This is a genomic window from Bradyrhizobium iriomotense (assembly GCF_018130765.1).
Taxonomy (GTDB): domain Bacteria; phylum Pseudomonadota; class Alphaproteobacteria; order Rhizobiales; family Xanthobacteraceae; genus Bradyrhizobium; species Bradyrhizobium iriomotense_A.
The window spans coordinates 99,618-111,635 of the sequence record NZ_JAFCJZ010000020.1 but is presented as its reverse complement, the minus strand read 5'-3'; the positions used below and the strand labels follow the sequence as shown (position 1 = coordinate 111,635).

Here is a 12,018-nt window from a genome sequence, read left to right as displayed (position 1 = left end):
TGACGGCGACCTCGCGGCCAGAGTTCCCGCCCAGGACCGCAAAGGCAATGGGCGGTATACAAGATCCTCAGTCATGCGCGCTGAAGCGCCCGTGCGGTGCGTCGGCCGTCAGGCGCGCAAACTGCGCGTGACCCATATGAAGCAGCGTCTCATGATCGCCGGCTTCCATATAGATGTCCGGCTGTGCCTCGATGCTGTCGTCGACGATGACATCCAATCCGTAGCATTTGCCGACGGCAGGAACTGCACCGTGTGCACAGTCGCTGAACAGCCGATTGATCTCGGTTTCATCGGCCATGTGGACATTGTCGCCGAGGCTTGTCCTCAGGTCCGACAGGCGGAGGTGATGCGATGCGGGCAAGACGGCCAGCATGTATCCGCCGTCGCGCCGCAACACGATGCCCTTGGCGAGGCGGTCGCCCGAGATATGGCATGCCTCGGCCGTTCGAGCGGACGTCATGCTGAGTTCGTGCGGGATCACCTCGTACTGGATGTTCTCAGCGGCTAGGTATTTCTGGAGCGTGGGAGCAATGGCCATGACATCACCTCCGATGCTGAATGGAAACCATCCACCGTGAGGTCGATCCTGCAGACACTCGCCATACGATGGGCGGCTGCCTGATTATAGACCCGGGATCGTCGGGATACGAGTGCTGTCGGCGGTAGAGTAGGCGAGCGCCGCCCGACCGTAAAATCGAGGGGCGGGCGTCCCTCATTTCCGCTATGATCAAGCCATGACGATCGGGATCACCGGACCCGAACGGAAGGTACCAAGGCAGAGTGCCGTGGTCGGGCTCATTGTTGCGGCCGCTGTCATTGGGATTTGCCTGATCCCGCTCTGGCTCGCGAGCGACTTCCTGGTCGACTGGCTGTGGTTTTCCTCGATCGGCTATCTGCAGGTTTTTTGGACGACAATCGGCGCCAAAGCCGTCGTCTTTCTTGCGGTCTGGACGGGAACCGCCGTCATCCTTTGGTTGAACGGATGGCTCGCACTGCGCTTTGCCCGGCGGCGGTCGACACAGCTAGTCCCCGCTTCGGTGTGGAGCGCCGCGGGCAACGCGCCGCCGGATCTGCTTGCCCTTGTGCGCGACCGGTTACCGTGGCCCCGGTTGATCGCAGGGGGCGCAGCTTTGCTCGCTCTGCTTGTCGCATCGGCCGAAGTCGGCAATTGGGGCGTCTTCCTGCGGTTTGTCTATCAGCTGCCATACGGCGCAGACGATCCGCTCTACAACAAGGACATCGGGTTCTATCTCTTTTCACTGCCCGCCTATATCCTCATCAAGAACTGGATGATGCTCGCGCTCGTTCTGAGCGCGCTTTTCGCCGCAGCGATCTACTGGGTGCACGGCGATATCGAATACGACATTCATCGCCGATCAATGTCGCCGACGGTGATTGCCCACGGCTCGGCACTGCTCGGTCTGCTCTTTGCGGTGAAGGCCTGGTCCCATTTTCTCGATCGCTATCTGCTGCTCTATGGCGATAACGGCGTGGTCGTCGGTGCAAGTTACACCGATGTTCACGTGGGGCTGCCGGCCTTGTGGCTGATGATCGGACTTTCGGTCATCGCGGCTCTCGCCGCGTGGGCAAACCTGCGGGTGCGCAACTACCGGCTTCCTGCCGCCGCGTTCCTGCTTGTCGTGATCGGGTCTTTCGTGCTGTCCGGCGTGGTTCCCGTGCTGTTCCGGCAGTTCTTCGTCAAGCCAAGCGAATTGGAGCTGGAAAGGCCCTATATCGAACGCAACATCGCGCTCACCCGGCAGGCATACAATCTCGATCGGATCGTAGCCAAGCCGTTTGCTGCCGAACAGAAGCTTAGCTTCAAGACGCTCGACGCCAACAAGGCGACAATCGACAATATAAGGCTGTGGGACTGGCAGCCCTTGTCGGACACCTACGCGCAACTCCAGGAGATCCGCACCTACTACAAATTCCATCACCTTGACGTTGATCGCTATTGGCTCGATGGCGCCTACCAAAGCGTCATGATCTCGGCCCGCGAACTGGGGGCCTCCCTGCTGCCGCCGAATGCCCAGACATGGGTCAACCGCCACGTGCTGTTCACTCACGGCAATGGCGCGGTGATGAGCCCGGTCACGCGCAAGAGCACCGAGGGACTGCCGCTACTCTATTTGCGGGATATCCCTCCGGTCGCGGATGGAGGCCCCAAGATCCACGAGCCGCGCATCTACTACGGCGAACGAAGCGACGACTACGTCATCGTCAAGGGGAGCACGCCGGAGTTCGACTATCCGAAGGGAAAGGACAATGTTTACGCGGCCTATGACGGTACCGGCGGCGTTCCGATAGGAGCGATGGTGTGGAGAGGCCTGTTCGCTTACTACTTCAACGACCCGAACCTGCTGCTCTCAAGCTACGTCACGGCCGACAGCCGGATCATGATCCGTCGCAATATCGGGGAAAGGGTGCAAACGATCGCTCCGTTCCTCAGGCTCGATCACGATCCATATCTGGTCGTCAGTAACGGGCGGATGTTCTGGATGCAGGACGCCTACACGGTGAGTTCCTACTTCCCCTCCGCGCAGCCGGCGCAAGACCAGGATCTCAACTACATCCGCAATTCGGTGAAGGTCACCGTCGATGCCTATAACGGAACCGTCGACTTCTATCTGATGGACACCGGCGATCCCATCGCCGCGACCTGGCGGCGGATCTTTCCGGACTTGTTCAAGCCATTCTCGGTCATGCCGGCCGATCTGCAGAGGCACATTCGCTATCCGGAGGACCTGTTCCTGATTCAGGCGCAGCTCTATCAGAGCTATCACATGGAGGCCGCCGACGTTTTCTATAACCGCGAGGATCTCTGGCAGTTTCCGCGCCAGCCGGGCGGCGGCGGCGTTGCAACGATGGCCCCATATTACATCATCATGCGGCTGCCCGGTGAGCCGCAGGCCGAGTTCTTCCTCATGCTTCCCATGGTGCCCAGCCGCCGCGACAATATGATCGCGTGGCTGGCCGCACGCTGCGACGAGCCCGACTACGGCAAGCTGATTGTCTACGAGTTTCCCAAGGAGAAGCTCGTCTACGGGCCGTTCCAGATCGAGGCGCGGATCAATCAGAGCACCGAGATATCGCAACAGATCACGCTCTGGAATCAGATGGGCTCGCGGGTGATTCGCGGTGCGAACCTGCTTGTGATCCCGATCGAGAACTCGATCCTCTATGTCACGCCACTCTATTTGCGAGCGGAGCACGGACACCTGCCGGAGCTGAAACGCGTGATCGCAGCCTACGGTGAACACGTGGTGATGAAGGAGACGCTCGACGAGGCCTTGTCAGCCCTGTTCACCGAGCCCGGCGCGGTGCAGCCGGTCGCGAGCACGAAGGAGGAAATGCCTGTCACACGCCCGTCGGAGAGTCAGGCACGGGAGGCGCTCGATCGTTACAATCAGGCGGTGGAGCGCTTGAAATCCGGCGACTGGAAGGGTTTTGGCACGCAGTTCGACGCAATGCGAGAGCTTTTGGAGGAGATGAACCGGCGCTCCACCGGCCATTAGCGCGCCGGCTCCTCAAGTCTGGCGCGGCCTCCGATCCGCACGAAGCACGACGTCACGATTGCGCAGGCGCTTCTGTATGGCTTGGCGCAGGGCGCTCTCTCACGCCGTCGTGCCGTCGATCGCGCGGCGGATCGCCCGCTGCACTTCCGCATTCGACAGAAACAGATCGTGGTTGATGATGCCCCAGCCTTCCTGGGAGGCATCGAGCACGCGCACACCGAGCCGCGCGATGGCGGCCTTCTCGGCGGCGCCGACCCTGGTCATGCCACCGGCGATCTGGCCCGACAGCGCGAGTGCACGATCGTTGGTCGCGGCGATCACGGTGATCTTGCCGGCGAGCGGACCGATGCGCTGGATTGCCGATGAGAACACGTCCATGTCGATATCGGGCGCGGCAAACACCACCGCGCCAATCTTGCTCGTAACCGTGTCGCCGTATCGCGCATAGAGCTGACGCAGGCTTTCGAGGGTCAGCATGGTTCCCATGCTGTGCGCAACGATGTGCACGCGGCCGCCGCTTGGCGCCGACACGAGCGCAGAGAGCACGCGCTCGAAATCGTCGCGAGACCACATCGCGCTGTCGCGGTCATAGGCATAGTCGAACAGTCCTGCCTTGGAGGGCCAGGAGAATACCATGGTCCGGCCGCGGAACTTGATTCCATCGGAGAGATGGGCGGCATCCAGCACCGCCGTCTCGAAGGTCTGCTTGAAGCCGTGCACGTAGACCAGCACGTCCCCTCCGCCGGCCTGCGCAGCGAGATCGCCGGCGTCGGCCGACACCGGTTCGATCCGATCAAGACGCCAATCGCCGAGTCCAACCGAAGCGAGAGAAAGACGACTCTCGTCCGGGGCCACCAGCCTGGCCCGCGTGACCGTCATGCTCGTCGCGCGCTCCGGCCCAAACCAGGGTTTGGTGCGGCCGCCGTTGACGGGTTTGCGCGTGGTGGTGACAAGCAGCGTGGGATCCCCGGAGAGGGACGACGCGTCGAAGCGCGCGCCGGTCGCGCCCAAGCCGGCACATCCGCCGAGCGCGAGGGCACTCCCTGCCGACACAAGTCCGCCGAGGAGAGCGCGGCGCGAAACAGAATGACGGCAGTCGCGTTGCAGAAGACGTCGGACGATCACACGGAACCCTCGGGAACTTGCCCACCGTAACGCCGCCCCGCTTGGCTCACTGAATGACAATGGGGGCGAGAAGACGGCGGAGCAGCTTCGCGGCCGGTTCCGTCGACATGGCGTCCGAAAAGGCACCAGATCAGTCGATGATTTCAATCGAATGTAGCGCGCACCGATCGCGCAATGCCTTCTCTTGGCTCATGCCGCGAAGGCAAGGCGGTTGCCTGGAGGCGAGTTCTGGGCCTCGAGAAGGTCGATATCGAGCGTGGGCACGCCGCTCAGCCCGACCGACGCCATTCATCCGCCGTCATGAGTTCCAGCTGGGCGAAATAAGCCTCATTCGGGTCCTGATTGGGCTTCGCATCGACGTTGTCATCGCCTGAATTGGTCTCGCGCATCAGCTCGTTCATGTGTCCTGCAAGCACCGAGCCGATCGCATGGATGGCTTCGTGACGATCGAGTCCTTCGGACATCAGCCGCTGCGCCGTGCTTCGCACCGGCAGCTTGGGATCGGCAATTTGGCTCTCGACGATCGCATGAAAGACAGCGTGCACTTTCTCCCGCGGAAGGCGGATTCCGGCGCGCCGATGGTACGCCATCACGAGATCGATCCGTTCCTCCTCGTCCAACGCAACCCACAGATCCGGGTCTGGCTCTATCAATGGATCATACGCCAGGGTCGCTTCTTGGTCCTGAAGCGCCGACCGGGCAACGTCCGGTGTCCGCATAATTTGGGACAAACCGGATGACGGCTTGTCCAGCCTTTGCGAGTCGAGGCAACACTTCTTGAACTTCTTGCCGCTGCCGCAGGGGCAGGGGTCGTTTCGTCCCACCTTGTGCGAATTTACCATTGCGAGCACCAGCGACAGAACTTGATTGGGGGCACAATACACCAAGAGCAGCTCGGCCTAACGAAGCGATGCCGCAATGTCGGCGATCGATCTGAAGAGAACGAGTGGATCGTCCTTTGACGGAAGGAATCCTCGTCGCTTCCAGAACGCGGCAGCTTCGTCATCGACTGCGTTGACGATCAGTGCGCGCCCTCCGATCAGGCCAGCGGCCGTGACGCAGCGCTGGAGTGCATGCTTGACCAGGCCTGTGCCAATTCCTTTGCCGCTCCAATTCTCATCGGTCGCGAGCTGTCCCAGCAGCAGACAGGGCACAGGGTCGGGCGGCTGCCCGGTCCGTATGGACCGCGGCAGAGACGAGGGGATGATTGCCGTCGGCGCGAGACCATAATAGCCGACCACCCGGTTCATCTCGTGAACCACCATGACGGCGGTAAAGCCCTTCTCTTGGTTGGACAGCGCTCGCGTCTTCAGCCATCGGTCGAGCGATGGCTTGCCGCAAGAGAACTCGTCGAGATGGTGAGCTGGCGTCAGCGGTTCAGGGGCGGAGATCGCCAAGTCTCAGCGCCTCTTGCCGGGGCGGATTTCTCGGTTTGACACGTCTTGCTTACGCGAGCCGGCGTCTACTTCGCTTGAGGACGCCTTGCTCTCCCATGGCGCCGCGCGCTGGAAGAGTTCGACTATTTCCGGCACCGGGGCAGCCGGTCCGGACAGCGTCGCCATGAAAGCCTTGAAGCCGGACGGACTCATGCGAATGGGCGCGGCCTCCATCAGCACGTCCTCAGCCGCACGCACTGCCGCGTCACGCACGAAGTCCGTGCGTGATCGCCCGCGCAGCGCCGCCGCCCGGTCGATGATGGCAATGTCGGTTTCCGGCAGCCGCATCGAGAGCGGATGCTCCTTGCGTTCAACGCTTCGCGGCATGGTGAACCTCCACAGCAACCAATGTAAAGGCTTGTAGCGCATTTTGCAATACAGTTTGGTCTGGAGATAATCGTGCCGCCGGGCAAAACAGCCCGTGTTTACTGTCAACCCCTTTTCCCAAAAATATTCCACTTTACCGAAATTCGGATTTATCGTATGTGTCGCCCATCCCAGCCCACCAAAGGGGCGGTCGTACGTCGTTTCGAGCGCGGGCTGGGTTGCGGTGGACGCGGGCGGCGTTAAAGGCGGAGCTTGCGCGTGCAGGGCGAGATGAACCTCGTGAGCATGGCGCGGATCGCGAAGACGGACGGCGCTCAAGTCTCGTGATGCCTCTGGCGAAGCGGGAGTGTCCGCGTACGGCGAAACCGTGTGGTCCTGGCCGTCGTTGCTACGGTCAAGCCTTGGCGAAGGCGTCATCGCGTCAACCGGCGCGGTGGCGTGACTTTCGCGGAGGCGAGGGAGGCCAGAAGGAACTCGGCTCCCGGGAGAGCGCGGCATAGGCCGTCAGACCATCGCGCAGGGAAGGCCTGGTTTCGGCTGCCCTGTGTCTCCCCTGTGCATTGCGCGTGCATTCGTTCAGCGCAGGGGTCTTATGGGTGCCAGCTGGCGCCCGGTCTTCCCTGCGCCCTTTTCCGAGAGAGGGTATGAAGCGGAGCATAGCTCGGGCAAATCCTGCCGCGAGAACGAGAGCGCGTGTGGGCTGCAATGGACTTCTGTTGGCACCATTTCAACTCACAGCGCTTCGAGCGCCTCGCGCGACGGCGTCATCGGCAGCCAGTCCGGGATGCGGCGCTTGGCGAGCCAGTACGGCCGCCACAGCGACAGCCAGCTTTCGCGGTCGAGCGGCGTCGCTCCCCAGTCGCGTTGCCTCATGTCGATTTGCGACAAATCGTGCTTGTGCAACCATTGACGTGCCGCCCACCACAGCTCGCGCGATGCCGTCGCATTACCGGGACCTTCGAGCTCGACGATGCTCGGCAGCGGATCGCGGTAGCGGCGTGCGATCCGCAACGTTGCGACCCGTTCACCGTCCTTTCGTATGCTCCAGAGCCGCGATCGATTGTGTGCGAGGGCGCCCCCATACGAATTGAGGCAATTCCGCATCGCCTTTGCCTCCGCGGTGATGGCGGAAATCGAATCCAGGGGCATGAATTCGTAGCCCGCCATCCGGCCGGGCCGCAGCCACATGTCGGCGATCGGCAGGCGGCCGAGATTCGCATGCAGGGCAACGACCGTTCGCCAATCGTTTGCGGCCGAACGTGCGGCATCGATCCGCATGTCGGGTGTCCACGGCCTCTCGATCAGATCGTGCCCCAAGGTCGCGGGCTGAGAGGAAAACCACGCCCAGAGGCCGATGAGCCGCAACCGCGCAGTCCTCACGCGCTGCGGCTCGCGGACGAGCTCACGCGCGATCCACGCGGCCATCGGCTCATGCGCGAGCTCGGCGGTGTCGGCCACGAGTTGAAGCCATGTCGGCGCCAGCTTGGGCGAGCGCGGAAGGTGGTTCGCGATCTGCCGGCGGAACATCTCACCGTCGGGCAATCGCGGCATCGGACGCACAAATGCCTCGGGTGGCAGCTTGCGCAGCCACAAGGGCAGGTCGGCAAGTGCGGCGACTTGCGCCAGGGCGGCGCCATCGATCACGTGCGCAATGGCGCGTGCGTGATCGAGCTCTGCCCGCGGAACAGCCAGCGCGAAGAGAAGCGCGGGAAAGCTCGCGGCGAGGTCGGCCAAGCGCGGGTGCCGCGCGGCCAGGGCGCGCACCGGTTCCTGGAAACGCGGATGATATCGCCGAAGCCTGCGTTCGAGCAGGTCGGAACGCCCGGTCACCCGACAAGGGGCCGGCAGGAGATTGGATGTCATGACAATAGATCAGCGATCGCGGCGAACAGGCCGCGGCAGATTCGATTTGATTGGAAGTGTTGTGATCTCACCCGGGACTCAATCCCGGGCGGGGCGCGTCAAATATCGCGCGTCGAACCCGGGAAGCGTGCAGTCGTAGACATGGTCGCCTCCAAAACAAGAAATTGCGCGCATCCAATAGCGTGAGCCTCGCCGGGATGCAACCCGAGACTGCATCCCGCTGTGCGATCCGGGCGAGAGCCGTGCGGCGATATGCATGCTGCGTCGGCATCAGTGGTGGTGGTCGTTCTCCCCAAAATCTGCACTATGCGCGCCGACGTGCCTCCGGAGCTGCTGCCGGATCTTTGGAGGTGTTGGCAATGGCTTTTCGGAGTGACGAGATGAGCGGTTTGGTGATCAGCGGCGGCCGGGTGGTGGATCCCGCGAGCGGGATGGATGCCGTCGGCGACGTGGCGGTGGTGGACGGCAAGATCGCGGCTGTCGGCACGGGCCTCGGCGGCGCCGAGCGGGTAATCGACGCCACCGGCCTCGTGGTCGCGCCCGGCTTCATCGATCTGCACGCGCATGGCCAGTCGCTCCCGGCCGACCGCATGCAGGCTTTTGACGGTGTCACGACGACGCTCGATCTCGAGGCCGGCGTGCTGCCGGTCGGGTCCTGGTATGAGCGCCAGGCGAGGAAAGGCCGCGTGCTGAACTACGGCGCCGCCACCAACTGGGCCTTTGCCCGCATCGGCGCGATGACGGGCTCCAATGCGGAGAGCTCGCTGGAGGCGTTCGGCAACGCCATGCGCGACCGCCGCTGGATCGACAATGTCGCAACCGATGCGGAGGTCGCCGGCATCCTCGAGCGTCTTTCGCGCGGCCTCAACGAAGGCGGCATCGGCATCGGCATCCTCAATGCCTATGCGCCGGGCGCCGGCGTGCAGGAGCTGACCGCAGTCTGCCAGCTCGCGGCGAAGCAGGACGTGCCGACCTTCACCCACGTCGCCTTCATGTCGCGCATCGACCCTGAGAGCGCGGTGGAAGCCTATATCCGCCTGATCGGCTATGCCGGCGCCACCGGCGCGCACATGCACATCTGCCATTTCAACTCGTCGAGCAAGACCGACATCGCGCGCTGCCGTGTGCTGGTCGAGAAGGCGCAGGCGCAGGGCCTGCCGATCACGGTCGAGGCCTATCCTTACGGCACCGGCTCGACCGTGCTGGCCGCCGCCTTCTTCAGCGATCCCCAATTCGTCGAGCGCAACGGCACCGGCTATGATTCCGTGCAGCGCGTGACCGACGGCTACCGCTTCCACGACCGCGAGGAACTGCTCAAGGCGCAGGCCGAGGAGCCGTCCTCGCTGGTGCTCTGGCACATCCTCGACACCGAGCACAATGCGCATCACCGCGACCTGCTCGACATGTCGGTGCTCTATCCCGGCGGCGCGATTGCCTCCGACGCGATGCCGTGGACGACGTCGGATGGCAAGACCTACACCGGCGACGCCTGGCCGTTGCCCGATGATGCGACCTCGCATCCGCGTTCGGCCGGCTGCTTCACGAAATTCATCCGCGAATGGGTGCGCGAGCGCAAAGCGGTGTCGCTGCTCGAAGGTGTGCGCAAATGCGCGCTGATCCCGGCGGAAATCCTGTCGCAGAGCACGCCCGCGATGCGCGCCAAGGGCCGGCTCACCAAGGACGCCGACGCCGACATCGTCGTGTTCGACTACGAGAAGCTGTCGGACCGCGCGACCTTCACGGCAATGAACCGTCCCTCTGAAGGCGTGCGGCATCTCGTCGTCAGCGGCCAGCCGCTGATCACCGACGGCATTCTGGACGTCACCGCACGGCCGGGAAAACCCGTGCGGCGCCCCGTCGTGGAGAGCTGACCCATGCCGGTCCCGGTTCTCCTGGTGACGGGTTTCCTCGGGGCCGGCAAGACCACGGTCGTGAACCATCTGCTGGCGCATGCGGACGGACGGCGTATCGCCGCCGTCGTCAACGATTTCGGCGCCATCAACATCGATGCCGAGCTGATCGCGGGCGCGAGCGACGGAGTGGTCAGCCTTGCCAATGGCTGCATCTGCTGCTCGCTCGAGGGCGATCTCCTGCGCACGCTCTCGACGCTGCTGCGGCGCGATCCGAAGCCTGAGTACATCGTCATCGAGACCAGCGGCATCGCCGATCCCGCCGACATCGTGCGCAATCTGATGGACCCGGTGATCCTGCGCGAGGCGCCGCTGGAAACGGTGCTCTGCGTGATCGACGCGGGGACACCGCCAGCGGCCCTGGATGACGCGCTGTTGCGCTCGCAGTTGCGCGTCGCCGATATCGTCGCGCTGAGCAAGCTGGATCTGGCGGACGAGGGCGCTGGCGTCCGGATGCGCGAAGCCATCCGCGCGCTGCGCGTCCCCGCCGTCGTGGTCGAGGCGAGCCACGGCGAGATTCCGTCCGCGCTCTTGTTTCCCGCGACCTCCGACCGCGCGCCCGCGCCGCGCGAGCCGGGACCGAAACGGCCGGCAGAGGAACGCTTCGAGACACTGAGCTGGACCTCTGACCGGCCGATCTCGCTGCCGCGCCTGCAGCAGGCCATCGGCCGGCTCGCACCAAAGCTAGCGCGCGCCAAGGGTCTGTTCGAGACCGTGGAGCAACCGGGACGCCAGATGGTGTTCCAGTTCGCCGGCGGCCGCGCCACGCTGGCGCCGGGCGAGGCGCCGCCGCCAGGCGTGCCGCGGACACGGATCGTCTTCATCGCCGAGCTCGGCGTGCTCTCGCAGGCCGAGCTCGACGGGATCATGGAGGGGTGTGTTGCGGGCGGCTGAGGCGAGGCGGTAGGGTCAGCCGCTTCCGCCGTCAGCCGCCGCCCTCCTCTTACCGAGTCGATCCGAGACCGAACAATGCCTTCAAATATCCCACCCGCTCCCGCTGATGCCGCCTCGCGCCGCGCTGCCAAGCCGGCCATCGTCTATCCGGCCGGGACGATGCCCGAGCCGGATATGGCCACGCTCGAAGCAGCCCGCCGTGCGCTGGTCAAGACGCACGAGCTCATCGTGCCGCCACGCGATGCCCGTGCCTTTCGCGTGGCGCGCGGCCAGTTCTTCCGCATCGTCAGCGTCGAAGGCCCTCAGGTCGGCGACCTCAATCTCTGGAACGCGGACGATCTCTCCGAGCGCTTCTTCAGCGGCAAGACGCGGGCGCTCCATGGCACGCATGTCGGCATCGGTGACCGGCTCTGGAGCAATATGCCCTATCTTCGGCCGATGGCGACCATCAGTCACGATACGCTCGGCTGGTACGGCTTCGACGCGGACGGCGCCGGCATTCACGATGTGATCGGCACGCGCTGCGACCCCTATACAAATCTCCTGCTGAACGGCACGACTTACGATTTTTGCTGCCACTCCAACCTGTCGCGTGCGCTGGCGACCGAGGTGAAGGCCGATCCGGCCGCAGTGGAGCATCATGTCCACGACGTGCTCAACGTCTTCATGTGCACCGGCTTCACCAAGGACACCCACCAGTATTTCATGAAGGCAAGTCCGGTCCGCCCCGGCGACTTCATCGAGTTTTTCGCGGAGATCGACCTGCTCGGCGCGTTGTCGGCCTGTCCCGGTGGAGACTGCAGCGCAACCCATTCCAGCGATGCCGCGGCGTGCCATCCGCTCAAGATCGAAATCTTCGAGCCGGATCGAACGGCACTGAAGGGCTGGACCTGGCCCTCGCCGAGTGCCTATCACCGTCGCCACGGGGCGCATGCGGGAAGCTGA

10 protein-coding genes are annotated in these 12,018 nt (G+C 63.8%); 4 read left to right on the top strand and 6 right to left on the bottom strand.

What is annotated here, in order from left to right; genetic code table 11:
• Positions 1-67 precede the first annotated feature (67 nt).
• Positions 68-538 carry an aminoacyl-tRNA deacylase gene (locus JQ635_RS29005; RefSeq protein WP_211413189.1) on the bottom strand — a complete coding sequence of 157 codons (471 nt, stop codon included), beginning with the start codon at positions 536-538 and terminating at the stop codon, positions 68-70.
• Between the two features lie 196 nt (positions 539-734).
• Between JQ635_RS29005 and JQ635_RS29000 the strand changes: the two genes are divergently transcribed.
• Entirely contained in the window at positions 735-3,518 is a 2,784-nt protein-coding gene (locus JQ635_RS29000) for a UPF0182 family membrane protein (RefSeq protein ID WP_211413188.1), read from the top strand.
• Between the two features lie 99 nt (positions 3,519-3,617).
• Here the strand turns inward: JQ635_RS29000 and JQ635_RS28995 are convergent, their stop codons facing one another.
• The 5 genes from JQ635_RS28995 to JQ635_RS28975 all read right to left on the bottom strand — a co-directional run bounded on the left by JQ635_RS28995 (position 3,618) and on the right by JQ635_RS28975 (position 8,170).
• Positions 3,618-4,643: an alpha/beta hydrolase gene (locus tag JQ635_RS28995; RefSeq protein WP_211413187.1), complete on the bottom strand. Its 1,026-nt coding sequence runs from the start codon at positions 4,641-4,643 to the stop codon at positions 3,618-3,620.
• A gap of 269 nt (positions 4,644-4,912) precedes the next feature.
• A complete protein-coding gene (locus tag JQ635_RS39425; RefSeq protein WP_246583840.1) occupies positions 4,913-5,485 on the bottom strand; it encodes an SEC-C metal-binding domain-containing protein in 573 nt (190 codons plus the stop codon).
• Positions 5,486-5,542: 57 nt separating this feature from the next.
• Positions 5,543-6,040 (bottom strand): GNAT family N-acetyltransferase, encoded by a 498-nt coding sequence (locus tag JQ635_RS28985; protein ID WP_211413186.1) that lies wholly within the window; start codon positions 6,038-6,040, stop codon positions 5,543-5,545.
• Positions 6,041-6,043: 3 nt separating this feature from the next.
• Positions 6,044-6,724 carry a DUF1778 domain-containing protein gene (locus JQ635_RS39420; RefSeq protein WP_433996579.1) on the bottom strand — a complete coding sequence of 227 codons (681 nt, stop codon included), beginning with the start codon at positions 6,722-6,724 and terminating at the stop codon, positions 6,044-6,046.
• 414 nt (positions 6,725-7,138) lie between these two features.
• The gene (locus JQ635_RS28975; protein ID WP_349631889.1) at positions 7,139-8,170 is read right to left on the bottom strand and encodes a hypothetical protein; all 1,032 of its coding nucleotides are present in this window, start codon (positions 8,168-8,170) and stop codon (positions 7,139-7,141) included.
• 479 nt (positions 8,171-8,649) lie between these two features.
• Here JQ635_RS28975 and JQ635_RS28970 point away from each other — a divergent pair, with 479 nt between their 5' ends.
• The 3 genes from JQ635_RS28970 (at position 8,650) to JQ635_RS28960 (ending at position 12,018) form a co-directional block, all read left to right on the top strand.
• Complete coding sequence (locus JQ635_RS28970; RefSeq protein WP_246583839.1) at positions 8,650-10,140, top strand: amidohydrolase family protein; 1,491 nt, start codon at positions 8,650-8,652, stop codon at positions 10,138-10,140.
• A 3-nt stretch (positions 10,141-10,143) separates the two neighbouring features.
• The gene (locus JQ635_RS28965) at positions 10,144-11,073 is read left to right on the top strand and encodes a CobW family GTP-binding protein (protein WP_211413183.1); all 930 of its coding nucleotides are present in this window, start codon (positions 10,144-10,146) and stop codon (positions 11,071-11,073) included.
• Positions 11,074-11,148: 75 nt separating this feature from the next.
• The gene (locus JQ635_RS28960; RefSeq protein WP_211413182.1) at positions 11,149-12,018 is read left to right on the top strand and encodes an urea carboxylase-associated family protein; all 870 of its coding nucleotides are present in this window, start codon (positions 11,149-11,151) and stop codon (positions 12,016-12,018) included.

Excerpts from the sequence above, each read along its gene's own strand:
- JQ635_RS29005 (WP_211413189.1), bottom strand. The coding sequence starts at position 538 with ATGGCCATTGCTCCCACGCTCCAGAAATACCTAGCCGCTGAGAACATC.
- JQ635_RS29000 (WP_211413188.1), top strand. The coding sequence starts at position 735 with ATGACGATCGGGATCACCGGACCCGAACGGAAGGTACCAAGGCAGAGT.
- JQ635_RS39425 (WP_246583840.1), bottom strand. The coding sequence starts at position 5,485 with ATGGTAAATTCGCACAAGGTGGGACGAAACGACCCCTGCCCCTGCGGC.
- JQ635_RS28970 (WP_246583839.1), top strand. The coding sequence starts at position 8,650 with ATGAGCGGTTTGGTGATCAGCGGCGGCCGGGTGGTGGATCCCGCGAGC.
- JQ635_RS28965 (WP_211413183.1), top strand. The coding sequence starts at position 10,144 with ATGCCGGTCCCGGTTCTCCTGGTGACGGGTTTCCTCGGGGCCGGCAAG.
- JQ635_RS28960 (WP_211413182.1), top strand. The coding sequence starts at position 11,149 with ATGCCTTCAAATATCCCACCCGCTCCCGCTGATGCCGCCTCGCGCCGC.